This window comes from Thiobacillus sp., assembly GCF_013693775.1.
GTDB lineage: Bacteria > Pseudomonadota > Gammaproteobacteria > Burkholderiales > Thiobacillaceae > Thiobacillus.
Genome location: NZ_CP059257.1, coordinates 912,907 through 938,042, shown reverse-complemented (window position 1 = coordinate 938,042; position 25,136 = coordinate 912,907). Strand labels below are relative to the sequence as shown.

Sequence of the window (25,136 nt, the reverse complement as noted above, 5' to 3'; positions counted from 1 at the left end):
TTTGATTCTCTCGGCGAGCTACTCACGGCATATTCTCTTGGCCCCTATAAGGGTGATTTCGCTCACTTAGAAGTCATCGCGACTAACGTGGCCGAAATGGATTTCAATTCACAGGTGCAAGGAACTGTTGCCAACCCTGCGATATTTCTAGCAAATGCCCTTAATCGGCAAGAGTGCCACCTCGGCTACCGTGTGCAATTGCACGGGCAGGTGAAAGATCGTGGAACCATTAGTGGTAAGGATATGGCATGGGAGNCCAGGCGAGCATTTTGGCGAGGGGTTGGAACTCTGGATATTCCGTCCGGTGCTGTGCTTCAATGCTTCGCGGTATATAGCGGCGCAGCGCAGCACCAATCTTGGTTAGGCGATCCGTCCCTGTCCCAAAATCCTCGAAGGGCAGCTCTTGAAGAGCTCGATGACAAGCTCACGGTGCTTCGTGATTTCTTATTTGAGGAATCAAAACCGCGGCGTGAGGCGCGGGATTTCGAGATTGGCGTTACATGGTTACTCTGGATGCTTGGATTCAACGTAGTGCATGTAGGTGCAGCGCCACGCTTGTCAGATGCCACTGATCTCTTGGCAACAACACCAAAAGGCCACATGTTGTTGGTGGAGTGCACAATAGGGCATCTGAAGGCGGAGTCGAAACTTGCGAAGCTCGTCGAACGAGCCCAGACCATACGGAAGCGGCTTGATGCGTCTGGCAATCATCACATACGGCTTCTGCCAGTGATTGCGACAGCGCTCGGTCGAGAGGAGGTTAAGGCCGACCTTGACCAAGCTCAGCAGCTTGGCGTAGTGGTTGCAACTAGAGAAGACATACAAAGCGGCGTAAATCGAACAATCGTGGTGCAAGACCCAGATATTTTCTACGTGCAGGCAGAGGAATCTTTGCGTAGTCGACAAGAAGCTCTTGATCTCAAATGAACCGCAAACCCGCTACATGAAAACCCAGAAATACGCCGTCAACCAATACCTGATCGAAAGCGTGCTCTCCAAGGTGCGCGAGGGCGAGATCGCCATTCCTGAAATCCAGCGCCCCTTTGTCTGGGATGCTTCGCAGGTGCGCGACCTGCTTGACTCGCTCTACCAGNGGTTTCCGGTTGGATACCTGATCGCATGGCGCAATCCGGATGTGAAGCTGAAGGACGGCAGCACGGCCTCGGGCAAGATGATCCTGATCGACGGGCAACAGCGCATCACGGCGCTGACGGCGGCGGTGCTGGGCCAGCCTGTGGTCAACAAGGAATACCGCAAGGTGCGCGTCTCGATTGCCTTCCACCCCATCGAGGAGCGCTTCGAGGTGAGCAACCCGGCGATCACCAAGAATGCGGCCTGGATTCCGGACATTGCCCCCATGGTCGGAGGCGAAATCAAGCTGACCAAGGCTATCCGCACCTATCTCGATGCCAACCCGGACGCCGACGAGGACAAGGTCGAGGAGTCGCTGGCCAACCTGACCGACATCGCCAAGAAGCAGATCGGCCTGATCGAGCTGTCGCATGACCTCGACATCGAGACGGTGACGGAAATCTTCATCCGCATCAACTCCAAGGGGACGGTGCTGTCCCAAGCGGACTTCGTCATGTCGAAGATCGCCGCCGACCTGCGCTACGGCGGCCAGCAGCTCAGGAAGTGCATCGACTACTTCTGCCACCTGGCGGTGGCGCCAGAGTTCTATGGCTTCATCAAGAACAACGATGCCGAGTTCGCAGCGTCGCCTTACTTTCAGAAGATGGCCTGGCTGCGGAACGAGAACGACGACCTCTACGACCCCAGCTACAACGACCTGTTGCGGGTGGCGTTTACCAGTGAGTTCGGGCGCGGCAAGCTGGCCGACTTGGTGAGCCTGCTCTCGGGCCGCAACTTCGAGACGAAGAACTACGAGGAGGCCATCGCCGAAGCGTCGTTCGCCAGGCTGAACGAGGGCGTGCTCGACTTCATCAACGAGTCCCACTTCAAGCGTTTCGTGATGATCATCAAGTCGGCTGGCTTCATCACCACTGCGATGATCCGAACCCAGGGCGCCTTGAACTTTGCCTACATCGTTTACTTGCGGCTTCGTTCTCAAGGCATCCATGATGGTCAGATCGAGTCCTTTGTGCGGCGCTGGTTCGTGATGTCAGTGCTGACGGGCCGTTATTCAGGATCGGCCGAGACGCAGTTCGACCAGGACATTCGCCAGATCGCCTCCGGTGACTTCGCCGACATCCTCGCCAAGGTGGAGAGCGCCGAGCTGTCTCCTGCATTCTGGGAGGTGGGCCTGGTGCAGCAGTTGGAAACCTCCGGCACCAGCAGCCCCTACTTCTGGGTGTTCGTTGCTGCCCAGGTTCGCGCCAACGACACCGGCCTGCTTTCCAAGGACATCACGGTGCGCGAGCTGGTGAGCCACCTCGGTGATATCCACCACATCTTCCCGCGCGATCTGCTTAAGAAAGCTGGGCTTTCTCGCAGTCAATACAACCAGATCGCCAACTACGCCTACACACAGGAAGAGATCAACATCAAGATCGGGAATAAGTCACCACATGGCTATTTCGCTGACATCATCGCTCAATGCAATGGTGGCGCCTTGAAATATGGTGCGATTGCCGATGAGAAAACATTGATGGTGAATCTTTCGGCCAACTGCGTTCCGGCATCAATAGTAGAAATGGAGTTGGATGATTACGAAGCTTTTCTAAAGCTGCGCCGCAGTTTGATGGCANGAAAAATCCGGGCGTATTACGAAGGATTGTGAGTGTGAAGGGATAAATTCATCTTCAGTATGTCCGCTTACAAAAAGTATGGCCACTCTGATACCCAGCTACTCTGCCTGTACTTCCCGCATGACCCCGGGCGAACGCCGCTTCGCCCAACGCCTGGAATCCAAACTTGAAGACGACTATCTGTGTTGGTACGACGTGCCGATCGGACAGTCGATGCGGCATCCGGATTTTGTCGTACTGCATCCCAAGCGTGGGCTGCTGATTCTGGAGGTAAAGGACTGGAAGCTGGATACGATCCAGTCGATTAGCAGGTCGGACGTTTCCCTGCTGACTGACAAGGGATTGAAGCATGTGGCCAACCCGCTGGAGCAGGCCCGCCAATACGCGCATGCCGTGGCCGGCGTATTGGAAAAAGACCCGCAGCTGGTTTTCAGCAGTGGCCGCATGCAGGGCAAGTTGTTGTTTCCCTGGGCCTATGGCGTGGTGCTTGCGAACATCAGCCGCAAGCAGTTCGAAAGCACGGATCTGGGGGACGTATTGGAACCCCATCGGGTGATCTGCCAGGACGAGATGGTCGACTCGGTGGAGATGGAAGCCTTCCAGAAACGGCTGTGGGACATGTTCACGGTGGGTGGTTATGGCAAACTGGGTTTGCCGCAGATCGACCGGGTGCGCTGGCATATGTTTCCTGATATCCGTCTGTTGGGAAATCAGGGCGAATTGTTTGGCGGAGAGNGGGCAGAGCCTGCCGAGCTACCCGATATTTTGCGGGTGATGGACTTGCAGCAGGAGCAGCTTGCCCGCAGCCTGGGCGAAGGCCACCGCGTGATTCATGGTGTGGCCGGATCGGGCAAAACATTGATCCTCGGTTATCGGGCCGAATATCTGGCCAAGGTGTGTACCAAACCCATCCTGATTCTTTGCTACAACAAGTCGCTGGCCAAGCGGTTGGAACACTGGATGCAGGAAAAGGGCGTGGCCGATAAGGTCGTCGTGCAGAATTTTCATGCCTGGTGCCATCGCCAGTTGACCGCCTATAACGTGGGGCTGCCGCAAGGTAATGCCAAACGGGAAGGTTATTGGGACGACTTGGTGGACAAGGTCATTCGCGGGGTGGATAGAAAGCTCATTCCTTCCGGGCAGTACGAAGCTGTGCTGATCGACGAGGGCCATGACTTCAAGCCGGAATGGTTCAAGTTGGTGGTGCAGATGGTTGACCCGCATACCAATGCGCTACTGGTGCTGTACGACGATGCGCAGTCGATATACGACCATGGCGAGAAGCGCAATTTCAGCTTCAAGAGCGTGNGGGTGCAGGCGCAGGGACGGACGACGGTTCTGAAGATCAACTACCGCAATACGCAGGAGGTCCTGGAATTTGCCGCCCACTTTGCCAAGGAACTGCTTTCACCGTCGGAAGCGTCGGAGGATGGTGTGCCCCGGCTGGCGCCTGTGTCGGCTGGGCGTCACGGACCCAAGCCGTTGTTGATCAAGCTGCCGACGCTGAAAGACGAGGCGAAATACATTGTCGAGCAATTCAAGGCGGCGCATCGGGACGGCACTGCGTGGAGAGACATGGCCGTCCTCTACCGGCATTGGGAGCCGGTCGGCAAAACTATCATCCGTGCCTTTGAGAACGCAGGCGTGCCGATCACAAGCCACAAGAACATGGAGTTCGGCGACAAGCAGGACACGGTGAAACTGATCACTTTCCACAGCAGTAAGGGGCTGGAATTCCCGCTGGTGGCGATACCGGATGTGAGTATTTCGACCGACGACGACAAGGCGGCGGAAGATGAGNCGCGGCTGCTTTACGTGGCCATGACTCGGGCGACCAAAGAATTGCTGGTTCTTGAGAGCGAAGCCGCTTGATGATTGATTGCCGGATCGCCTTTTAGAGAAGCATTTCCGTACATACCCAGACAGCCCAAGGCCCCCACATGCGTGAAACCCTTTTCGCCAGTCCCGAAGGCCGCATGCTGGGCCTCGGCCTGGCGCTCACCGGCTTGATGCTGCTGGCGTTCGGGATCGGCTGGCACCTGTATCCGGACCGCGTTCTTCCCTACGCGATCATGACCGGGCTGAACCTGATCATCGGCCGCGAAGCGNGGATGTCCTTCGGCTATGCGAGCGGTTTCGGCCATGTCCAGGTGGTGCCTCTCAATATCCTGATCGAGACCATCCAGGTGCTGGTGATCTACCCGCTGTTCGTGCAGAGCACGCGGCATCTGATCCGGCTGCGTACCCTGGAGCCTTTCATCACGCGCATCCACCACGCGGCTCAGTCCGGCGGGGGCGTGGTGCGCAAGTTCGGCGTTGCCGGCCTGTTCGTTTTCGTGTTTGCGCCGTTCTGGATGACGGGCCCGGTGGTGGGGGCAATCATCGGGTTTCTGATCGGCCTGCGCCCGTGGGTGAATCTGGCGGTGGTGCTGGTGTCGACCTATGTCGCGATTGGCCTGTGGGCGCTGTTGCTGAACGAGCTCAATGTCTGGGCGTCGGCCGTCAACCAGTACGCGCCTTACTTGTTGTTCCTCGCAATCCTGCTGATCGCTGCCGCGATGGAGTGGATGGGGCGGCACCGTGCGCACGGCTGAAAATGGCCATGGCTGAATACGCGCTGTTCCATTACGAACAGCAGAATATCGCTGCCGGTTATTCCCGATTCTTGAAATGAGAATACTGACGGCCGACTACGAATTGAACCAATGAGCGCTTCGCCTGATCCCTACGTCCGAATCTTCCTGCTGAGCCACATGCGCGCCTACACCAGTCTGGCGGGGCATATTCTCGGTTCGCATCCGCAGATCAACGGCTATTACGAAATGCATCTCAGCTATGAGGACGCCGCCGCGCTGGACAGGCAGCTGGAGGCGTTCCGGCATGACGAAGTGCCGAAGCCGGGGAGCCGCTACCTGTTCGACAAGCTGTTGCACAACGACTATGTGCTGACGCCCGGGCGGCTGGGCGTGGCCGAACTCAAGGTGTTGGTCGCACTGGCGGAGCCGGCGCACACGATCAGGAGCATCGTGCACCTGTTCCGGCAGAAGCCGGACCCGGACCTGTACGCCTCGCCGGTCGAGGCGGCGCGCTACTACGTCGAGCGGGTGCGGGCGCTGGATGCCTTCTGCCAGACGAGCGATTGGCCTTATTTCTATTTCGACGCGGAATTGCTGCAACGCGCGCCGGGGAAACTATTGCCCCGGCTGACGGACCAGCTCGCGCTGGATTCGCCCTTGAGCGAGCGGTATGAGGTGTTCGGCCAGACGGGTAAGCCGCGCCGGNGGGATACGTCGGCGCGGATGCGGAGCGGAAGCATCGACCAGACCCGAACGGATTATTCGCATGTCGTGATTCCCGAGGAGGCGCTGAGTCTGGCGCAGGCGGCCTACCGGGAATGCCGGGCGCGGATCATCGCGCGGGCGGCGGATTCGGTGACGCTTTAGATATATATCAGGCGCCTTGAAGCGGCGCCACATTAAAACACCAGCTGATATCTCACCCCGGCGCCTTGCCCCAGGCGTTGCAGGAAGCCTTGATCGGTCAGTGTTTTCAGGGCGTACTGTACAGTTCGGCGCGGCAGTTGGGTCGCACTCACGATGTCGTTCACCTGCAAGCGTTGCTCCGGTCGCGATTTGAAACTTTGCAGCACGGCCGACGCGGTTTCCGACAGCTTTTGCAGGCGCACATACCGTGCGCGGGTGTGCTCCATGTCGTGCAACGCATCTTCCAGCATTTTCAGAAAGAACCAAGCCAGCGGTTCGTAGCGGTAGTGTGTCGGGTCAGCCTGAAACGTCCCCTGCGATACTTCATGCAGCACTGCGTAGTACTTTGCGCGGTTCTGCTCGATGCGCCTATCCAGTGTGACGTAGGGCATGACTGCGGCCAGCGGCTCGTCGTCCGATTGCAACAGCGCCAGAAGAAACAGCGCGCGTCCGATGCGTCCATTCCCATCCTGGAAAGGATGAATCGCCAGAAACCGAAACACGAATTCCGTTGCCGCCAGCAGCGGCCAGGTCGATTCGCGCCGGCTGGCGTTGTACCACGCCACCAGGTCGGCCATTGCGGTCTCGGTGGCGATGCCGGGCGCGGCCGGGTCGAGCACGGTGCGCACTTCGCCCGTGGCGTGGTTNTTGGAAATCACGCGGTTGGGCGTGGTTTTGTACGCGCCTGCATAGGGTGAGGCCTGCGGATAAAACCTGAGCAAGTCATGATGCAGGCCGCGTATCACCATCTCGGTGAGTGGAATGAAATCCCGCGTCTGTGCGTAGATCGTCGTCAACACCTCGCGGCAGCCAACCACCTCTTCCACGCTCCGCTCGCGATCCTTGGAAAGTTTGTCGAGGATGATGTCCTTGTGCTGCTCGAAGGCCGTGATGCGCCCATCGACCGAGAGCGTGGTGTCCACCCATTCCACCTCGGCATCGGTGAGTAGCGCGTTTTCGATCCGCGTGGAGGCGCCCACATTGCTGATCAGGGCGCAGCGATTCAGATAATGCGCCTCGCCGTCCGAGAGCGAACCCAGCCCGGAGGCAGCCTTCACCACTTCGGCTTGTAGCTTCTTGAGGGCTTTTTCGAGCTTTATGCTCGGTTGGAAGGACAGCATGGTTGTCGTCAAGCCATTGTTGAATAGNGAATTTTCCGAAAATGCGCAATATTGCGCAACTTTATTGGCTAAACAGTTGCGCAATATTGCGCATTGTGGCGCGAAAGTCATCCTCACCCCACGGGTATCCTCAAGGCACCCTCAAAACAGGCTGTCCCAGGCGTCGCGCTCGGCGCGGTAGGCCATCAAGGCTTCGACGATCTGCCGCTTGCGTTCGGCGCGATGCGCGGCGGACTGGATCTGGCGCCAGGCCAGCGCCTGCTCGCCAAAATTGCGGTCGATGTTGTCGATGAAGGCGCGCACCTGCCGCAGCGCCAGGGCGAGGGCGGGCACATGCTCGGCAGCCTGCAGCCACCAATGGCCGGCGTGGAAGACGAGGTCGTCCAGCTGCCGGTTGCGCGCGGCGATGGCGTCATGCTTCTGTTGGTACAGCGCGAGCAGTTCGGTTTCCTTCTGCGCGACGACGGTTTCGATCGCGCCCTGGGCAAAGGGCCGGGTGACGTCGGCCTGTTTGACCAGCGCTTCGGTGGAAAACAGCATCAGGTCGCCGAAGAACTGGCGCTCGAATTCATTGGAGACGTCCACGCTGGCCTCGCCCAGTTCCACGCCGGGGCGGAAGTCGTCGCCGGGGCCGGCCTCGGTGGTGCGGCGGTGCAGGTTGGGCATGTTGAAGGAGGCGAAGCGTTGCCCGATTTCGGCGGCGATGAGCCGTCCGGCGGTGGGGCCGGACATGCGCAGGCGCAGGTGGCCGAAGGGGATGACGTATTTCAGACCGGCGTAGTTGACGATGTAGTTGCCGGGATAGACCGTGCGCGCAGGCGCAAGCTGCGTGAAGCCGCTGCCGTAGGCAAACCCGGTCTTGCGCGTGAGGTGCTCGCCGAAGAAGAAGGCGTTGAGCCGCTGGGCAAAATCCGCGAGGCACGCGCTGTGGTCGTGCGCGCCGGCGAGGCGGCAGGCATAGGGAAAGGTCGCCGGCTGGTTGTCGAAGCCGAACAGCTTCGCCATGTCGTGATAGGCGGCGTCGCCCACCGGCTGCGCGGGCAGGTCGTGAAACTGGCAGGCCTGGTCGGCGTGCAGGGTGGCCAGGCGGGTGAAGAAGGCGGTCACGTCGTCGAGGAAATTCGCGGCCATCACCGCCGGCGACACGGGCGGGTCGCCCACCATCTTGCCGGTGAGCATGAGGGTGTCGGTGGTGCGAAAGATCTTGTCGATGGCGTGGAAGTAGTTCAGCGCGAAGACCGTCTCTTCGCCGGCGGCGGTCTGCCGGTTCACGCACAGCGACTGGTCGCTGTCGATCAGGTAGTAGAGCGTGTTGCGCTTGTCTGCGGTGAGCTGCAGGCACTTCAGGTAGCTGAGGTTGCGGTTGGCGGCCTGGCCCTTGAGCCAGAACCGGTCGCGCGGCTGGGTGGTGAGCAGCGTGCCCAGCCGTTCGCGCGTGGACGGCGGCAGGGCGTGCAGCAGATCGTGCTGTTCGGCGAGACCGAAGTGAACGACCTGCAGGCCTTTCTGCCGGTATGCCTCGACCAGCTCGATATGCCGGCGGACATTGGCTTCGTCGCGGCTGTCCTCGCTGACGACGATCTGGATCCCGTCCCACCGGCCGGACGTGTGGCCGCCGTAGTCGAACAGCGTGCACACCTGGTAGATGCTTTCGAGGCAGGCGCGCAGGTGCGACGGGCGATCCGCCACCGGGATGCTGAGGATGAAGTGGTGGCGGTCGTCGCTGACTTGACCATGCTTGCAGCGTTGGGCAATCAGCGCCTCCTGTTCGCGGAACAGGGCCTGGTAGCTCGCCAGCAGCGTGTGGAAGTCCGCGCCGTCGGCCCACATGGCTTTTTCCAGCAAGGGGTAGCACTGTTCGTAGAGGTCGATCAGCGCGTCGGCGTCACGGGTGGCGGCAAGACGCTTGCCAAGTTCGGCCAGGGTGGGAATCGCGCCGGAATAACGCGCGATGCAATCCTGCAGGGCCGGCGTGGCGGGCGTGAAGTCGGGAGACGACATGGAGCGGGATCGGCGTTCCTGAAGCGGTCGGTTCATCGGCACGGGGGCGTTGCGAGCGCGGGCCCGCTGCGAGGCAGAAGTGTAATAGTACCTGCCTGCGCATCAAATCCGGGTGGATAGGGTGGAGTCAACAAGCGGGGCGTCCTGGTCCAGCCCCGGAATAACAAGCGAGGGTAAATATCGATGCGCCGCTTACAGGGCCCAGGGATTGAATACCCGCGGAAGCAGGCCGAAATCCTGTACGTTGCGCGTGACTACGGTGAGGCCGTGGCACTGGGCGGTGGCCATGATCAGGCCATCCATCACCGGCAGGGGGCGCCCAGCCAGTTCGGACTGGGCGGCGAGTTGCGCCCAGCCGTGCAAGGCAGCGGCGTCGAGGGGCAGGATGCGGCCGGCGAAGCGCTGTTCCACCTTGCCCAGCCATGCGGTGAGTTTCTGGCTGCGGCGAGGGTCGGTGGTGCGCAGCTTGAGGATGCCCTTCTCGATTTCGCCCAGGGTGATGACGCTGAGATGGAGGCTGGTTTCGTCCTGCTCGTCCAGCCAGGCGATGACCTGCGGCGCGGGCGATTTCCTGATGTATTCGGAGAGGACGCAGGTGTCCAGCAGCCAGCTCATAGCTCGACGTTGCGACCGGTGTCCGGGCTGCGAGTGAAGTCCAGGTCCTTGCCTGCGAGGTCGGGCTGCAACAGCGCGGCGGAGAGCTTGCCCCGACGTGGGCGGGTGAGCTTTGCGTAGGCTTCCGCCGACACCACCACAGCCGTCGGCTTGCCGTGCACGGTGACGACCTGGGCGTCGCCGCTTGCGGCATCCTTGATGAGCTGGCTCAGGTTGTTTTTCGCTTCCTGCAATTGCCATTCGCTGTTCATGATGAACTCCTGCTTATTCTGGCTAGTCTGGCCAGAATATAGCACGGTGCCGGTGAATTGAGTATCTCCCGCTTCAATTAGGCGATCGGCTCATGCCCGTATCCGCACCCGCTTCTCCACCGTCAGCACCTCGCCCGCCGCATCCACCACCGCATACAGCCGGGGCGTCGGACGGCCGGCCCAGGACGGGCCGGGGTGGGGCTGTCCAGGTAAATGACCTGCGCGCCGTCGAACTGCTTTTCGACCTGTCCGTTGGCGAGCAGGTCGTTGAGGGCGTCGATGGAAATCCCGCGCCGCTTCATGTGGCTGAAGGCGAGGGAACTGATCTTTCCGAGTTTCATCATGAGGGTTCTCCTGCTTGCCTGCGCGGGTGCGGCCCGCGTATTGGCGTTTTACGGGTTCAGTCTTTATACTGTACAAGCATACAGTAACTATACTGTACATGCATACAGTATTTGGAGGAAGCCCCATGCGTGATCTGACCCGTCGCCAGGAAGAAATCCTGAACCTGATTCGTGAGTGGATGGAGACCACCGGCCTGCCGCCGACGCGCGCCGAGATTGCGCAGCACTTCGGTTTCAGTTCGCCGAACGCGGCCGAGCAGCATCTCAAGGGGCTGGCGAAGAAAGGCGTGCTGGATCTGGTGCCGGGGACCTCGCGCGGCATCCGGTTGAAGGGCGATGGCGGGGTGCCGCTCGTGGGCCAGGTGGCCGCAGGCAGCCCGATCCTGGCACAGGAAAACATCGAGCGGCATTACCAGTTCGACGCCGCGATGTTCACTCCGCGCGCAGACTACCTGCTCAAGGTGCGCGGCATGAGCATGAAGGATGCCGGCATCCTGGATGGCGACCTGCTCGCGGTGCATCGCGACACCGAGCCCAAGGCGGGGCAGGTCGTGGTGGCGCGGATCGGCGACGAGGTCACGGTGAAGCGCTTCCAGAAACGGGGCAACACGGTGCGGCTCCTGCCGGAAAATCCCGATTTCGAGCCGATCGTCGTCGACCTTACGCGCCAGGAACTGGTCATCGAAGGCATCGCGGTCGGCGTGATCCGCAACGGGCATGGCTTGTGAGCGCGACCCTGGGCGTAAATGGGGAAGACGGCCTGCCGTCGTTCATATCGTACGCCGCCGCGCCGGTATTCCGGGCTTGAATAAGCGCTGGTAATCTCTCGCACGACACCATAAAAATCGCTCGGTCCGGATGCGTTTCCGGGCTAGGAATACAGTCGGCGGATTCGCGTTGCAGGGATCCAGGGTCCGTTACACACCTANNATCAAAATCATGGCGCGTCGCAAACAAAGTCCCGTTGAAGACCTGATCGAGCTCACCGGCAAGCTCNCCTGGTGGGTGGGCGTGGCGCTCGCGCTGGTGGCATATGTCGGATTGCACAGTCTCGCGATCCGCGAGGTGACGGCAGTCGTCCAGCCCGGAAAGATGGGCGATTTCGTCAACCAGACGGTGTTCAGGACGCTGGCCGGCGTGGGCCAGTATCTGCTGCCCGCCGTGTTCCTGGCGNGGGCGGGCCTGTCCGCCTATGGCCGCTATACGCGCCGCACCTTGCACCAGACGGTGGCCGCGAGCCCGGATCACGCCGCGCTGAATGATATGAGCTGGAAGAAGTTCGAAGCGTTGGTGGGCGAGGCGTTCCGGCGCAAGGGCTATTCGGTGACGGCGACCGGCGGCGATGGTCCCGATGGCGGGGTCGACCTGACCTTGAAGAAAAGCGGCGAGCTCTTCCTGGTGCAGTGCAAGCAGTGGCGGGCGATCCGCGTGGGCGTGAGCATCGTGCGCGAACTCTACGGGGTGATGGCGGCCCGGGGCGCGGCCGGCGGGTTCGTGGTGACCTCGGGCGTGTTCACGGACGAGGCCCTGGCGTTTGCCAAGGGCAAGAACATCGAGCTGATGGACGGCAAGGCGCTGCATGCGCTGATCAGCGGCGTGACCGCGCCGCCCCGGTTCTTCCGTGACCCGCTCAGCATCACGACGAACGGCGCGCCGTTCTGCCCCGAATGCCAGAGCCGGATGGTGAAGCGCAAGGCCAAGCGGGGCAGCCGCGCGGGCCAGGTGTTCTGGGGCTGTATCCGCTATCCGGATTGCCGGGGCTCGCGGCCGCTCTGATCTCCCGGTTCTAGCGGGGCGCCAGGATCCCGCCACCCGATTGCCGGTCTTGTCGACCCGCATCCCTGCACGCCCGAGGAGATTCACAATTACCATGCTCATGGAATGGTTTATCCGGTAATCTTGTGTTCGGCTGTGCGACGCGATAGCCGGATAGAGGCAGGACGTCTCCACAGGGACAAGAAAAAGACACTGCGGGGAATTACGATGCGGATGAACATGGGTGGTGAGGAAGCGACCGCCTCGGGCGGAGGTTCCAGCGATGAATTGGGGTAACCGGGGCGGGCAGCCGCCTGTCCGCCTTGTGTTGTTCGCGGGCTTGAGCGGCCTGCTGGCCGGCGTTCTGGGCATCCGCTTTGCCCAGGATGTGCAGTGGGTACGTTTCTTCGACAATCTCCACTGGACGGCAGGTACGGTCACGGCAGCGATATTGGCCTGGATCGCGTTGCACAGGGTTCGTCCGGAAAGCGCCCGGGGCGCGCGGTGGATTGCGGTTGGCCTGACGGGATACGCGGCCGGCCAGATGATCTGGGATCTGCAGGTCGCTGTTGACTACCGGGATTTTCCGTCGCCGTCCGATTTGTTCTATTTATGGCTGGGCCCCGGCGTGGGGGCAGGGTTGCTGTTCGAGGCATTCCGCATGGCCAACCGCGTCCAGCGCAAGACCCTGATATTGGATGCCACACTGCTGGCCATTGCGGCCCTGACGTTGGTGTTGGTGCTGTATCTGCCCAAGCGCGGGGATACGACGTGGCTGGCCATGAGCGTGCTGGTGGCCTATCCGGTCAGCCTGTTTAGCGCCGCATGCATCGGCCTGATTGCGATCCCGACCTTGCGTTTGAAATTGTCCTGGAGCTACGCGCTGTTCCTGGTTTCCCTCGCCACCACGGGGATCTGCTGGATGGTCTGGAACCTGATGGCGCTGGATGGTGCGACCCTCGACGGCGCCTGGTTCAACAGCCTGTTCTCCTTTTCAATAATGGGCATGGGGCTGGCGATGTTGTACTGGAAGGTCGAGCCTTCCCACAACCCCACGCTGGAGCGTTGGTATGAAGGCTTCCTGCGCCTGTTGCCGCTGGCGGCCGTGGTGCTGTCCGGCGTGGCGGTCAAGCTGGCCGACCCGCATCTGGGCGTGCCCCGAACCGTCAGTAATGTCGTCGACGTCAATGCGTTCATCGTCGTCATGCTGGCGATGTTCAGGCAAAGCACGCTGCTGCGGGAGCACGATCTGCTGAAAACCGTCACCCGCAACCTGGAAGAAAGCGAACAGCAAAAGAACCTGATTCTGGGGACGGTTCCCGATCTCGTGTGGCTCAAAGATGCGGAGGGCCGCTTCCGGATGTGCAACGCCGCATTCGAACGCCTGTACGGTGCGCGCGAGTCGGACATCGTGGGCAAGACCGATTTCGATTTCGTGGACCCCGCTCTGGCGCGTTTTTTCCAGCAGAAGGACCGCGAAGCGATGACGGCTGGACAACCGGTCCGCAACGAGGAATGGGTGACTTTCGCCGCCGATGGATGCCGGGCCCTGCTCGAAACGGTGAAGACACCGTTGCGCGATCGGCATGGAAACGTACTCGGTGTGCTCGGTATCGCCCGCGACATCACCGAGCGCGAGCGCGCGAACCAGCAACTGGCCCTGGTGGATTTCGCCCTGAACCACGTGAAGGAAGCGGCCTATCTGGCCGACGAGCAGGGTTGCTTCCACTATGTGAACGACGAAGCGTGCAGGGCGCTCGGCAAGACGCGCGAGGCTCTGCTGGCATTGCGGGTGATCGATGTCGATGGCGACGTGACGCAACCGGAACAGTGGCAGGCTTTCTGGGGACAGCTCAAGGCGCACAGGACGATGACCTTCGAAAGCCGCCACACGGCTGCCGACGGCCGTTCGTTTCCGGTGGAAATCAATGCCAACTATTTCGAATACGCCGGGGAAGCCTATGTCCTGGGGCTGGTGCGCGACATCACCGAGCGCAAGGGAGTGGAGGAGCAGATCCGTAACCTGGCCTATTTCGACGCGCTCACCCGGCTGCCCAACCGGCGGCTGCTGATGGACCGGCTGGCCCAGGCACTGAGCGCCAGCCATCGCAGCGGCGAATTCGGCGCGTTGCTGATCCTGGACCTGGATCAGTTCAAGACCTTGAACGACACGCGGGGCCACGATGTCGGCGACCGCCTACTGGTCGAAGTGGCCCAGCGGCTGATCATCCACATGCGCCAGGAGGATATCGTGTGCCGCCTGGGCGGCGACGAATTCGTGGTGGTGCTGGAAGGCCTGGGCCAGGATGCGCTATACGCGGCCAACCAGGCGGAAATCATCGCCGAGAAGGTGCGCTTCGAACTCAACCAGCCCTATACCCTGGGTATCAACGAAGCACGATATCTGGGCACGACGAGCATCGGCCTGACCCTGTTCCAGNGGCAGGGCGCCACGGTCGACATGCTGCTGAAGCAGGCCGACGTGGCGCTCTACCAGGCCAAGGGTGCCGGTCGCAATACGGCGCGATTCTTCAACCCGGCCATGCAGGCGGCCATCGATTCGCGCATGGAGACGGAGGCGGCGTTGCGCCAGGCGCTGGAGCGGGACGAATTCCAACTCTACTACCAGCCGCAGGTCAACCAGCACGGCAAACTGATCGGTGCGGAGGCTCTGCTGCGCTGGTTTCCGTCCGAGCGCGGGATGGTCTCGCCGGCCGAATTCATCCCGCTGGCCGAGGAGACCGGGCTCATCCTGTCCATCGGGCAGTGGGTCCTGGACACGGCCTGCGCCCAGATCAAGGATTGGGAACGCGATCCGCGTACACGGTTCCTGCAGATGGCGGTCAATGTCAGCGCCCGCCAGTTCCACCAGTCCGACTTCGTCGCCACGGTGCAGCGCAGCCTGGCTGCGAGCGGCATCGATCCGTCCCGGCTCAAGCTTGAGCTGACGGAGAGCGTGGTGCTCGACAACGTCGACCTCGTGGTCAGCCAGATGCGGCAGTTGAATGCGCTGGGCGTGAGTTTCTGTCTGGACGATTTCGGTACCGGCTACTCGTCCTTGTCCTATCTTAAGCGCCTGCCGCTCGATCAGGTGAAGATCGATCAATCCTTCGTCCGTGATGTGCCTGAGGACGAGAACGATGTGGCCATCGTACGGGCGATCATGGCCATGAGCCGGTCGCTGGGTTTGCAGGTGATTGCGGAAGGAGTGGAAACCCAGGCCCAGCGGGATTTCCTGCTGCAGAACGAGTGCCGGGCCTACCAGGGATTCCTGTTTTGCAGGCCGATCCCAATCGATGAGTGGGAAGGCCTCGCCGTCATGCGGACATGAGGCGTCCGGACGCCTTGCTGTTTCGGCAGGTCGGACGGCATAAACGGTCTAGAGTAAAAGAAGCCCCTTTCAGCAAGGGCGAAATCACGACGAGGTGGGCACGATGAGCACGATGGAAGCGGGACAGGTACCGGAAACCGGCGCGATCAGCCTGCCCCCGCCCGAAAAGGTGGGCGGCATTCCCNTGATGCAGGCGCTGAAGGCGCGGCATTCGGCGCGGGAGTTTGATGGCAGGGTGTTGCCGTTGCAGGTGCTGTCGAATCTGCTGTGGGCGGCGAACGGCGTGAACCGGGCGGGCACGGGGCAGCGCACGGCGCCGTCCGCACGCGATTGGCGCGAGACCGATGTGCTCGTGATCACCCCAGAGGGCGCGTATCGCTACGATCCGCCGACGCATGCCTTGTCCCGGATGGTGGCCGGCGATCTCCGCCCGCTGGCGGGCGTGCAGGATTTCGTGGCGACCGCGCCGCTGAACCTGGTGTACGTGGCGGACCTCGACCGGACGGGCGAGGCCAGCGCGGAAGAAGCGGCGTTCTACAGCGCAACCGATGCCGGTTTCATCGCCCAGAACGTGTACCTCTATTGCGCATCGGCCGGCCTCGCCGGGGTGGTGCGCGGCCAGCTCGATCGCGCGGCGCTGGGCGCTGCCCTGGGGCTGGGTCCGAGTCAGCGCATCACGCTTGCGCAAACGGTGGGGTATCCGGCCGGCAGCGATACATAACGCATCGGAACGCGACCTTACCCATGCCCCGATTCGTCAAGATCCTGCTGGCCTGCCTGATTTGCCTGAGCGTGGTGGGTGGGCTGGCGTGGTGGGCCCAGCGGCTGCTGGCATGAGTCCGGAACAGGGTCGACCGGCGGCCGCCCCGGACGAAGCAGGCCTGCGCGATCTGACGACCCGCTTTGCCCGTCCGGGGCGGATCGAGGCGATTTATATTCGGCCCGAGCATCGGNGCGAGACGGTCGCGGCCGATGCGGTGCGGGCGATTGCCGCCTGTGGGCTCGAGGGCGACCACTATGCGCAGCCGTCGCGCAGCCGGGTGGCGGGCGGCAAAAGGCAGGTGACGCTGATCCAGGCGGAGCATCTGCCGGTGATCGCGGCACTGACCGGGTGGACGCAGATCGAGGCGGCGTGGCTGCGACGAAATCTGGTGGTGTCGGGCCTGAACCTGCTGGCGGCGCATGCGTTGTTTCGCGACCGGCCGTTGGTGCTGCGCATTGGCGCCGGGGTGGTGCTGGAAGTGACGGGGCATTGCGATCCCTGTTCGCGTATGGAAGCGGTACTGGGACCGGGCGGCTACAACGCGATGCGCGGCCATGGCGGGNTGAATGCCCGTATCCTGGCAGGCGGCACGATCCGGGTGGGCGATACGGTGGCGGGCGAAGTGGCCGACGTCCCCGACTTGGGGTAGGCGTGGGCGCCTGCGGGTTCACGAATCATGAGAGGAGGTCGTATGAAAACGAAAATCGGATGGATGACGCTGCCGCTGCTGTGCGTGGCCAATCTTGCCTTGGCGCAGGAGGCTGTACCGACCAATGCGGCTGCACCGGCCGGCACCGCTGAAGCGCCGGCCATGGCCCAGGCGCCGGCGCAAATGGCGCCGAGCAAGCCGATGCGGCGGCAGGGGCGCGACATGCGCCGCTGTCTGAAGCTGAAGACCAACGAGGCGATCATCCGTTGCGCCGAGTCCGGACGTAAGCCGTAAGCGCGGACGGCCAGTAGTCCGCAGCAGGCGGATCGAAGGAGGGGTGGAATTCGGGTATCTTTCTCGCTGCGTGTCCGAACGAGATCGGACACGCAGTCCCTTTCCTGACGACTGGAGTTCCCATGCGCGCTTCCTTATCAAAACACATCGCCTTTGCCTTGTTCGTGACCGGCTTTTTCGCGGCTGGGCCGGTTCTGGCCGACAAACCGGACTGGGCCGGTCATGGCAAGCCGGACAAGGCCGCGAAGGGTGGCCATGACGGCGACCGCAGGGAGACCCGCGGCGACGTCCAGGTGAGCGTGCATTTCGGCGACCGCCAGCGTGAAGTCGTGCGCGAGTACTACGCGGACAGCTTCAAGCGCGGGCATTGCCCGCCGGGACTCGCGAAGAAGCACAACGGCTGCATGCCGCCCGGCCAGGCCAGGAAATGGCAGCTCGGTCGGCCGTTGCCGCGCGACGTGGTGGTCTACGATCTGCCTCCGCGGGTCGTGGTGAGCCTCGGCGTGCCGCCTGCCGGCCACAAGTACGTGCGGGTGGCCGGCGATATCCTGATGATCGCGATCGGTACCAGCATCGTGGTCGATGCCATCGACGACCTCGGCGGCATGTAAGCGGGTCCGCATCGCGAACAGGGCCAGGCAATGCCTGGCCCCTGTTTTTGGATGTCCGTGCGAGTCCGCTACTGTTCGAGTCTGTCGAGGAATGCCTGTAGGCCCGCCCGGGCACCGCCAATCCAGGGTGCACCGTGGGCGAACAACAAATGATCGAATTCGCGTTCGCGCAGGTGCTTGAGGAAGGCCTTGCGCAGACCGCATTTGACGCCTTCCGGNTCGTCGCCCATGTAGGCGTCCGGCACGAAACCGAGCCGGCCCCGTTCGCGCACGATGGCGTCGCCGAGGCTCAGGATGCCGCCGTGCAAGGGAAGATGGAGCGCGGTTTCCTCGGGACACAGCGCCGCGACCTTGAGAGCGAGCACGCCGCCGGGCAGGGTCTTGCCGTGGCTGAAGCCGCGCACCTTTTCGCCGTGGGTGAATTCGTGCAGGCCGTCCTTGTGGCACCAGACCTGCGCGCCGTAGCGTTCGGCGAAGCGGTCGCTGTGGCGATAGTGGTGGCGGTTGGTCAGGTAGACGTGCGGCGCGCCGTGCGCGGCGAACCACTCGATGCCCTGTGCGGGCACGCGCGGATCGATCAGCACGGTCGGGTCGGTGGCGCGGAGGTAATACGAATGGACGTAGGCCTGGATGCCTTCGTGGAAAGTCTTCCAGTGAAACACGCCGGGCAGGATTTCCTTCATGGCTGAGTCGCTTTCTTTCGGACCGTATCGTTCCAGTAAAGCCGACGAGAGGGGCAAAGGAAAGCGCCCGCACGAGGCAGTTGCCGTCTATACAAAAGAGGACAGATCTGGAGACTCATCCGATGAACACGCTCCCCGGCATACTGATCACCGGCGCCAACCGCGGCCTCGGACTGGAATGGGCGCGGCAGTATGCCGAGGCCGGCTGGCAGGTGATCGCCACGTGCCGCCATCCCGAGGCGGCCGACGAACTCAAGGCCCTGGCCGGCCGGCATCCACGCCTCAGCGTGCATCGGCTCGACGTGACCGACGGCGAGCAGCTGCGCACGCTGCAGCTCGACCTGGAGGACGCCCGCATCGACGTGCTGCTCAACAATGCGGGCGTGTACCTGGACAAGTTCATGGACGCGTTCGGCGGCATCGACTATGACGTCTGGCTGCGCACGTTCGCCGTCAATACTCTGGGCGCGGTGCGGGTGAGCGAGGCCTTCGCCGGCCATCTGGCCCGCAGCGAGAAGAAACTGGTGGTGGCGATCAGCAGTCACATGGGCTCCATCGCCGAGATCGGCGTGTCGGGGAACTATGCCTACCGTTCAAGCAAGGCGGCGTTGAATGCCGCCATGAAGGGACTGTCGCATGCGTTGGCGCAACAGGGCATCGGCGTCCTGCTATTGCATCCGGGCTGGGTGGGCACCCGCATGGGCGGCCCGGATGCGATGCTCACCCCGGCACAGAGCGTGCGCGGCATGCGCGCCCTGGTGGACAATTTCCAGATGGCGCTGAACGGGCGTTTCTTCCGCTACAACGGCACCGAGATTCCCTGGTGATCAGTGCGGCTGGAGTCGGCCAGCCTGCTCATTTTTCGGGGTGGGTGTCCAGCCCCTGCGCCAATAATCGCGCAGCTTTTCCTGCTGTTCCTTGGTGAGGACGGCCTCCATGCGTTTGTGCGCCGCCACCGCGGAATCGTACATTTGTTGCTGGAGCTTACCGAATTCCTTGTAGGCCGCGTCGATGGCGGCATTGTCCCGTTTCGGCGCCAGGTTCAGGTCGCGCAGCTTGGCCTGCTGGTTCATCATCTCGCCCATCATGGCCCAGTGCGCCTTGCGGGTCTCGTCCTGGATCTTGTTGATCTTGGCTTGCTGGTCGGGGGTCAGGTCGAGTCCGCTGCCCCAATACGGTCCCATCATGCCAGGACCCATGCCGTACCCACCCATCATGCCGGGGCCCATGCCATAGCCGCCGCCCATCATGCCGGGACCCATGCCATACCCACCATAGCCGCCACCCATCATGCCGGGACCCATGCCATACCCGCCATAGCCACCGCCCATCATGCCGGGACCCATGCCATATCCGCCATAGCCATTCATCATGCCGGGCCCATATTGCGGGGGAGGAGGGGAATCGGCTGCCAAAAGGGCTGGGGCGGTTCCGCTCAAGAGGGCGGCAAGTCCGAAGGCGGCAAGCCGGCTGGGTCGTGTGATGTTCATGGCAATCTCCTTTCAGAAGTGGGGGCGAGGAAGGGGTCGGACATTCACGCGTGCCGCCTATTTTTCCAGGAGGTCGTCGCGTTTCTGCAGGTACTCGTCGCGGTTGAGATCGCCGCGCGCGTAGCTTTCCTTGAGGATGTCGAGGGGCGTTTTCTGTTCTGGCCGGATGTCGGGGCTGCTCTTGTCGTGCGGCCTGAAAAACAGATATTTCAGCAGGGCAATGACGAGGAGAAGGGGAATTCCNCACATCAGGAGCATCCACAAGCCCCCGAACAGCAGGCCAAATCCGCCATCGAACATCCAACCGTGATTGTATGGGCCGTACATAGCGTCCTGAGTCGTTTGGGTTGCAGGGAAAGCGGGCGATCCGGATAGATGGCTTCAGTGCCGGTTGCCAACTCAATATAGCCGCGCATGGTTCGAATACAAACGATGCGGCCCGTTAGACGGGTGAGGACGTGCCGGATGGATCGGCTTCGTCGGTGCGTCGGCCCAGCCGATAGGCGATCGGCAGCACGAGCACCGCTGCCAGCGTCGGCACCCAGTAGATCAGGTCGTCCGTGTAGCCGTCGTAACGGAGGTAGCGTTCGAATGCGACCAGCACCAGGTTGGCAGCGAGCAGCAGCAGGCCTGTGGCGAGCAGCCAGGAACCGCGCAGGCTTTCGATGAACAGGCCATAGAGCAGGAAAGGCATCAGCACGGCCAGCAGGATGCCGGGTTCGAGCAGATAGGCGACATGGTAGAAGGGAACGAGGGATGCGGCGGCGGCCAACCCGAGTCCGAGCAGAATGATGAGATAGGCCGCCGGACGTGGGTCCCGAGTGGGGGTCATGACAGTCCTCCTTGGCATGCAAGTGGGACCGATTCGACCGGCCGGATCGGGACAGGGTTTCACCCTGTTGCAGGAAAATGTCGTCGGGCACGCGTCGGTGCCTAGGAAGCGGTCTTCAATTCACCGGCCTTACGCCGAACGATTGCGACCGGAAAGGCATCGTGCGGCCTAGCCGCCCCAGGTCCGCACGCGTCCGACGTCCAGATGCACGAAGTCGGATGCGGGGTAGTAGCCGACGCCGCCGCCTTGCAGCGCGAGCCCGGTCTTGCGCAGGTCGGCCAGCGCCACGCCGGGGATGCGGATGTCGATGGCTTTGCCTTCCATGTGTAGGCTGTGCTTGGCGACGCCGGAGGAGCGTTCCGACAGCATGTGGTTGGTGGCGGGGAGCGGTAGCCGGAAATGACCTGGAAGGGCTGGGCGGTGCCGAGCTGGGCCTTGACGCGATCGAGCAGGTCCAGCAAGCGGGTATCGATGGCCGCCACCTGGTCGGTGCGGTAGTCGCGCAGGACGTGATTGATTTCGGCGAGCGCGTCCGGAACGTAGTCGCCCTGTACCCAGTAGGGCAGGTCGAGGTTCTCGCCGGTGTGCAGGTTGTGGAAGCTCAGTCGGCGCTCGGGCGCAGCCAGCCATGCGCTGGCGGAGGCCGGCAGCGGCATCGCGGCGGCCAGCAGGCCCAATTTGAGAAATTTGCGTCGGCTGACGTGCTTCATGGTTGTCCTTTCGATCCGTTGCTTGGCAGGTGGCCCACTTCCTCGGCCAATCCATCCTGAGCGGCGATTACGGCGTCCACTTTAGGCCAATCGATGGACTGGCTCAAGCCGTTGGCTGCAGCCAGATCGCGCACGGTTCGCGCGGGGTCGATTCCCTTCTTGTAGATGTCCCGATGGACTTCGAGCAGGATGCGGCCGTCTTCGATCACCGCCAGCAAAACCGGCTGGTAAATGAGGCGTCCCTGCGTTCCGACCCGTACCTGGTCGAAAAGTTCCGCAATATCATCGGGATGCAGGCGAATGCAGCCATGGCTCTGGAAATGGTAGACGCTCGCCGGCGCGATGGTGCCGTGGATGCCGTAGCCCCACAGGTTCAAGCCGAGCCAGTGTTTGCCTAGGGGATTGTCGGGACCGGGNGGCACTTCCTCTTGCACGATTTTCCCTTCGCGACGCATTTCTTCCTGGATCGATTTGGGCACCAGCCAGGGCTTGTTCGCCTGCCGGTTGACGATCTTGAATTCGCCCTGCGGCGTGGGCCAGCTGGGCTTGCCCAGTCCGACGGGATAGGCGGAAACCAGCTTGCCCTGGCTGAAGTTGAACAGCATGGCCTGCGGGAGATTGACGAGGATGCCGTCGTCGAGCGCCGCCGGGACGATGTGGGGATGGTGGACGCGTAGCTGCTGGCCGGGGTAGAGCCTGGCATTGGCGGGCAGGCCGTTCTGCCGGGCCAGCAGTTTGGGTGCCAGGCCGAAGCGGGCGCCGATGGCGGTCAGGGAATCGCCTTGCCTGATGGTGTAGTCGGTGTCGCCGCCCATCACCAAATGGGAGAGGGGCGGTAGATCCTGGGCCAGGACGGGAACACTGAGACCTGCCAACAGGCAGAGGAAAATACGGCGGGCGATGGAGCGCATCGGATAGGGGTTCGTGACGGACGCAGTGATGGCCCGACTTCCATGCATGGTTAAGTGGGTTTACGGCGTGGAGGCCGGGAACATTATGTCATGCGGTCGCACCAGCCGGCGACAGGCCGCGCGAACTTACAGGCTCCAGGGTTTGGCCAGGTTCCAGCCGATGCCGCGGCAATAGGTGCAGGGTGCGGTGTCGCGTTTTCCGGTGCCGCTGCAGCTCGTGCATTGTTTCCAGCAGGCGTCGCGCGTGGCGACGGCGACGATGCCACTGCAACGCGTGCCGCGCCGGATGCGGATGCAGCGCTGGCCGACGGATTCCTTGCGGTAGGTGATGGCGCCGCAGGCCTTGCAGACGCCGAGGGGATGCGGCTTGGCGGCTTCGCGCACGGGAGCAGTAGGCGAATCGATTTCATGCATGCCCGCCAGCCCTTGCATCAGTTGAGTTTTCTGAACGTGGCCGGCCGTGGCGCCTGGACGTGACTATCCTTGTGGCGGAAATTGATGCGGCCCTTGGTGAGGTCGTAGGGCGACATTTCGATGGTGACCTTGTCGCCGGCCAGGATGCGGATGCGGTGCTTGCGCATTTTGCCGGAGGCGTAGGCAGTGATTTCAAAGTCGTTGTCCAGCGTGACGCGGAAGCGGGTTTGCGGGAGGACTTCGTTGACGACGCCTTCCATTTCTACAAGTTCTTCTTTTGCCATGGCGTGATTCCTCATGATGACCAGGGCACGATGAAGCCGTGCGCTGGCATGGGTGGATAGGCGAAAGATCGCAGTGGAACTGCGGCAGCCGCGCCCGGGCGCGCGGTAATGATGCCAATGAGGAAAGCCGACAGAGTGCCCGCTGGGGGCAGGAGGAGACTGACCAAAAGACCAATTCGTCGGGCCAGTATGAGGAGCCGGGCACGTCTTGGCAAGGCAGACGACCTGCCTCCGCGGCTGGACTGGGCTGCAGGCGAGCGCATGGTCCGCGCCGCCCGGAAAAGCCGCCGCGAGCGGCGTGTGCCGCTAGTCGGCCGCGGCTTCTTCGACGGCCGATTCGAGATGCACGGTGCGGGTGGGGAAGGCGATCTCCGCACCATGCTTCTGGATGATGGCCGCGATTTTCAACAGCACGTCCTGCTTGACCTCGTGGTAGTGCACCCACTCGACGGTTTTGGTGAAGGTGTAGATGAAGAAATCCAGCGACGACGCGGCAAACTGGTTGAAGTTGACGATCAGCGTGGCACCGGTGTCGATCTCGGGGTGATTCTGCAGCATGGTCTTCACGTCGGCGACGATGGGGGCCATCTTGTCGAGGTCGGCATAGCGGATGCCGATGGTTTCCTTGATGCGCCGGTTGGTCATGCGGGTGGGATTTTCCACCACGATGGTGGTGAACAACGCGTTGGGCACATAGATCGGGTTCTTGTTGAAGGCGCGCACACGGGTGTGGCGCCAGCCGATGTATTCCACCGTGCCCTCGATCTGGTGGTCGGGCGAGCGGATCCATTCGCCCACCGTGAACGGCCGGTCCAGGTAGATGGTGAGGCCGCCGAAGAAGTTGGCCAGCATGTCNCTGGCAGCGAAACCCACGGCAATGCCGCCGATGCCGCCGAACGCCAACACGCCGGACACGCTGAATCCGAGATTCTGCAGGATGACCAGCGCGGCCACGACGATGATCGAGACCCGCCCCAGCTTGGAAAGCGCGTCGACCGTGGTGGCGTCCACACCGTGCCCCGTTTCGACGCTGCGGACGAGGAGATTGCGCGAGGCCTGGCTGATCAGTCGCATCAGGAACCAGGCCAGCGCGACGATGATGAGGGTGTTGCGGGCAGGCAGAACGAAATCGAAGACCGGCGTGCCGAGATGCTGGTGCACGATCTGGATGGCATAGGTCGTGCCGATCACCCACAGGATGAGCGTGAGAGGTTTGCGCGTGGCCTTGATCAGGGCATCGTCCCAGACGGTTGCGGTGCGCGCGGCGATCTTTTCGATGCGGCGCAGCAGGTAATAGGCGCCGACGTTGAGCAGGGTGATGGCGACGATGAGCGTCAACACCTGATGAATCCAGGAAGCGGAGAGGAAGGAGAGGTCGAGTCGTTGTATCAGGTCGTTCATGTGGGTGTGCGATGCGGTGGGATGAGCGCGTCGAAGCGCAAGCGTCCAGAGGGATTTTAAGTTGAAAGGCGCGAATGTTTACGTGCGTCGGGTCGAATCGCACGCCAGATCGGTATGGAGCGCGCGGTTTTCGGCGGTGTGGCAGGCCTCTGCGCCGATCGGGGCGCAACGGATACGCAGCCGGTGGCGGACCTTCAACGCGCAGATGAAATGTTGCGGCACCGGGGAACGCCCGGTGGGGCCGGGTCGTTCCTAACTTTTATCGGGCGTGGCCTGCCGCGGTTGCTGCCGGTACTTCGATATCCACGCCGCGATGACTGGATCTGCGGGGCTCGCGGATTCGGACCGCCGCGTCGATTGGCTTGCCTTCGTTGGTGAGGTCGTCAGGCCAAGTGGAAAAAATCGAGAAATCCAATATGGAAAACGAATGAATGGGTGGATGACACGATTGAATCAGTCGATATGGCAAAGCGGCATGCCCGTATG

The 25,136-nt window shown here is 62.2% G+C and carries 24 protein-coding genes and 1 pseudogene; 12 read left to right on the top strand and 13 right to left on the bottom strand.

Annotated features, from left to right (window positions below):
• Window positions 1-943: 943 nt before the first annotated feature.
• The 4 genes from HZY77_RS04625 to HZY77_RS04610 all read left to right on the top strand — a co-directional run bounded on the left by HZY77_RS04625 (window position 944) and on the right by HZY77_RS04610 (window position 6,151).
• On the top strand, window positions 944-2,740 hold the full coding sequence (locus tag HZY77_RS04625; RefSeq protein WP_296819237.1) for a DUF262 domain-containing protein: 1,797 nt from the start codon (window positions 944-946) through the stop codon (window positions 2,738-2,740).
• 46 nt (window positions 2,741-2,786) lie between these two features.
• On the top strand, window positions 2,787-4,580 hold the full coding sequence (locus tag HZY77_RS04620; protein ID WP_363154332.1) for a 3'-5' exonuclease: 1,794 nt from the start codon (window positions 2,787-2,789) through the stop codon (window positions 4,578-4,580).
• A gap of 68 nt (window positions 4,581-4,648) precedes the next feature.
• On the top strand, window positions 4,649-5,302 hold the full coding sequence (locus HZY77_RS04615; protein ID WP_296819231.1) for a small multi-drug export protein: 654 nt from the start codon (window positions 4,649-4,651) through the stop codon (window positions 5,300-5,302).
• 111 nt (window positions 5,303-5,413) lie between these two features.
• A complete protein-coding gene (locus HZY77_RS04610; RefSeq protein WP_296819228.1) occupies window positions 5,414-6,151 on the top strand; it encodes a hypothetical protein in 738 nt (245 codons plus the stop codon).
• 32 nt (window positions 6,152-6,183) lie between these two features.
• Here the strand turns inward: HZY77_RS04610 and HZY77_RS04605 are convergent, their stop codons facing one another.
• From HZY77_RS04605 to HZY77_RS04585, 5 genes are all read right to left on the bottom strand, one after another.
• Window positions 6,184-7,311, bottom strand: coding sequence for a Fic family protein (locus HZY77_RS04605; protein ID WP_296819225.1), 1,128 nt, complete (start codon window positions 7,309-7,311; stop codon window positions 6,184-6,186).
• Between the two features lie 141 nt (window positions 7,312-7,452).
• A complete protein-coding gene (locus HZY77_RS04600; protein WP_296819221.1) occupies window positions 7,453-9,348 on the bottom strand; it encodes a hypothetical protein in 1,896 nt (631 codons plus the stop codon).
• A gap of 156 nt (window positions 9,349-9,504) precedes the next feature.
• Window positions 9,505-9,927 carry a type II toxin-antitoxin system VapC family toxin gene (locus tag HZY77_RS04595; protein WP_296819217.1) on the bottom strand — a complete coding sequence of 141 codons (423 nt, stop codon included), beginning with the start codon at window positions 9,925-9,927 and terminating at the stop codon, window positions 9,505-9,507.
• Window positions 9,924-10,178, bottom strand: a complete 255-nt coding sequence (locus HZY77_RS04590) for a type II toxin-antitoxin system Phd/YefM family antitoxin (protein WP_296819215.1) — start codon at window positions 10,176-10,178, stop codon at window positions 9,924-9,926. The genes HZY77_RS04595 and HZY77_RS04590 overlap by 4 nt, the downstream gene beginning before the upstream one ends.
• Before the next feature lie 122 nt (window positions 10,179-10,300).
• On the bottom strand, window positions 10,301-10,522 hold the full coding sequence (locus tag HZY77_RS04585) for a hypothetical protein (RefSeq protein ID WP_296819212.1): 222 nt from the start codon (window positions 10,520-10,522) through the stop codon (window positions 10,301-10,303).
• Between the two features lie 125 nt (window positions 10,523-10,647).
• On the opposite strand from HZY77_RS04585, the gene lexA reads away from it, so the two are divergent.
• From lexA to HZY77_RS04550, 7 genes are all read left to right on the top strand, one after another.
• Window positions 10,648-11,250 (top strand): transcriptional repressor LexA, encoded by a 603-nt coding sequence (lexA, locus tag HZY77_RS04580; protein WP_296630008.1) that lies wholly within the window; start codon window positions 10,648-10,650, stop codon window positions 11,248-11,250.
• A gap of 211 nt (window positions 11,251-11,461) precedes the next feature.
• Entirely contained in the window at window positions 11,462-12,298 is an 837-nt protein-coding gene (locus HZY77_RS04575) for a restriction endonuclease (RefSeq protein WP_296819210.1), read from the top strand.
• A 262-nt stretch (window positions 12,299-12,560) separates the two neighbouring features.
• On the top strand, window positions 12,561-15,608 hold the full coding sequence (locus HZY77_RS04570; RefSeq protein ID WP_296819207.1) for an EAL domain-containing protein: 3,048 nt from the start codon (window positions 12,561-12,563) through the stop codon (window positions 15,606-15,608).
• 103 nt (window positions 15,609-15,711) lie between these two features.
• Complete coding sequence (locus HZY77_RS04565; protein ID WP_296819205.1) at window positions 15,712-16,329, top strand: SagB/ThcOx family dehydrogenase; 618 nt, start codon at window positions 15,712-15,714, stop codon at window positions 16,327-16,329.
• A gap of 112 nt (window positions 16,330-16,441) precedes the next feature.
• Window positions 16,442-17,020, top strand: coding sequence for an MOSC domain-containing protein (locus HZY77_RS04560; protein WP_296819203.1), 579 nt, complete (start codon window positions 16,442-16,444; stop codon window positions 17,018-17,020).
• Between the two features lie 42 nt (window positions 17,021-17,062).
• On the top strand, window positions 17,063-17,314 hold the full coding sequence (locus HZY77_RS04555; RefSeq protein ID WP_296819201.1) for a hypothetical protein: 252 nt from the start codon (window positions 17,063-17,065) through the stop codon (window positions 17,312-17,314).
• Between the two features lie 122 nt (window positions 17,315-17,436).
• On the top strand, window positions 17,437-17,925 hold the full coding sequence (locus HZY77_RS04550) for a hypothetical protein (RefSeq protein WP_296819199.1): 489 nt from the start codon (window positions 17,437-17,439) through the stop codon (window positions 17,923-17,925).
• Window positions 17,926-17,993: 68 nt separating this feature from the next.
• Here HZY77_RS04550 and HZY77_RS04545 read toward each other — a convergent pair whose 3' ends face one another.
• Entirely contained in the window at window positions 17,994-18,608 is a 615-nt protein-coding gene (locus HZY77_RS04545) for a hypothetical protein (protein ID WP_296819196.1), read from the bottom strand.
• A 122-nt stretch (window positions 18,609-18,730) separates the two neighbouring features.
• Between HZY77_RS04545 and HZY77_RS04540 the strand changes: the two genes are divergently transcribed.
• Entirely contained in the window at window positions 18,731-19,435 is a 705-nt protein-coding gene (locus tag HZY77_RS04540; RefSeq protein ID WP_296819193.1) for an SDR family oxidoreductase, read from the top strand.
• On the opposite strand, the gene HZY77_RS04535 is transcribed toward HZY77_RS04540, so the two are convergent.
• From HZY77_RS04535 to HZY77_RS04505, 7 genes and pseudogenes are all read right to left on the bottom strand, one after another.
• Window positions 19,436-20,098 (bottom strand): Spy/CpxP family protein refolding chaperone, encoded by a 663-nt coding sequence (locus tag HZY77_RS04535; protein WP_296819191.1) that lies wholly within the window; start codon window positions 20,096-20,098, stop codon window positions 19,436-19,438. It lies immediately after the preceding gene.
• 442 nt (window positions 20,099-20,540) lie between these two features.
• On the bottom strand, window positions 20,541-20,930 hold the full coding sequence (locus HZY77_RS04530; RefSeq protein WP_296819189.1) for a hypothetical protein: 390 nt from the start codon (window positions 20,928-20,930) through the stop codon (window positions 20,541-20,543).
• Between the two features lie 168 nt (window positions 20,931-21,098).
• A pseudogene (locus HZY77_RS04525) lies at window positions 21,099-21,586 on the bottom strand (DUF882 domain-containing protein).
• 50 nt (window positions 21,587-21,636) lie between these two features.
• Complete coding sequence (locus tag HZY77_RS04520) at window positions 21,637-22,599, bottom strand: L,D-transpeptidase family protein (RefSeq protein ID WP_296819186.1); 963 nt, start codon at window positions 22,597-22,599, stop codon at window positions 21,637-21,639.
• A gap of 78 nt (window positions 22,600-22,677) precedes the next feature.
• Window positions 22,678-22,983, bottom strand: a complete 306-nt coding sequence (locus HZY77_RS04515; RefSeq protein ID WP_296819183.1) for a hypothetical protein — start codon at window positions 22,981-22,983, stop codon at window positions 22,678-22,680.
• The gene (infA, locus tag HZY77_RS04510; protein ID WP_296819181.1) at window positions 22,983-23,249 is read right to left on the bottom strand and encodes a translation initiation factor IF-1; all 267 of its coding nucleotides are present in this window, start codon (window positions 23,247-23,249) and stop codon (window positions 22,983-22,985) included. Before infA ends, HZY77_RS04515 begins: the two co-directional genes overlap by 1 nt.
• A gap of 306 nt (window positions 23,250-23,555) precedes the next feature.
• Entirely contained in the window at window positions 23,556-24,650 is a 1,095-nt protein-coding gene (locus tag HZY77_RS04505) for a mechanosensitive ion channel family protein (protein WP_296819179.1), read from the bottom strand.
• Window positions 24,651-25,136: the final 486 nt, after the last annotated feature.

Coding starts and splice junctions, on each gene's coding strand:
- infA (WP_296819181.1), bottom strand. CDS start 23,249: ATGGCAAAAGAAGAACTTGTAGAAATGGAAGGCGTCGTCAACGAAGTC.
- HZY77_RS04515 (WP_296819183.1), bottom strand. CDS start 22,983: ATGCAAGGGCTGGCGGGCATGCATGAAATCGATTCGCCTACTGCTCCC.
- HZY77_RS04555 (WP_296819201.1), top strand. CDS start 17,063: ATGAAAACGAAAATCGGATGGATGACGCTGCCGCTGCTGTGCGTGGCC.
- HZY77_RS04540 (WP_296819193.1), top strand. CDS start 18,731: ATGAACACGCTCCCCGGCATACTGATCACCGGCGCCAACCGCGGCCTC.
- HZY77_RS04585 (WP_296819212.1), bottom strand. CDS start 10,522: ATGATGAAACTCGGAAAGATCAGTTCCCTCGCCTTCAGCCACATGAAG.
- HZY77_RS04590 (WP_296819215.1), bottom strand. CDS start 10,178: ATGAACAGCGAATGGCAATTGCAGGAAGCGAAAAACAACCTGAGCCAG.
- HZY77_RS04595 (WP_296819217.1), bottom strand. CDS start 9,927: ATGAGCTGGCTGCTGGACACCTGCGTCCTCTCCGAATACATCAGGAAA.
- HZY77_RS04550 (WP_296819199.1), top strand. CDS start 17,437: ATGCGCGCTTCCTTATCAAAACACATCGCCTTTGCCTTGTTCGTGACC.
- lexA (WP_296630008.1), top strand. CDS start 10,648: ATGCGTGATCTGACCCGTCGCCAGGAAGAAATCCTGAACCTGATTCGT.
- HZY77_RS04535 (WP_296819191.1), bottom strand. CDS start 20,098: ATGAACATCACACGACCCAGCCGGCTTGCCGCCTTCGGACTTGCCGCC.
- HZY77_RS04530 (WP_296819189.1), bottom strand. CDS start 20,930: ATGACCCCCACTCGGGACCCACGTCCGGCGGCCTATCTCATCATTCTG.
- HZY77_RS04600 (WP_296819221.1), bottom strand. CDS start 9,348: ATGAACCGACCGCTTCAGGAACGCCGATCCCGCTCCATGTCGTCTCCC.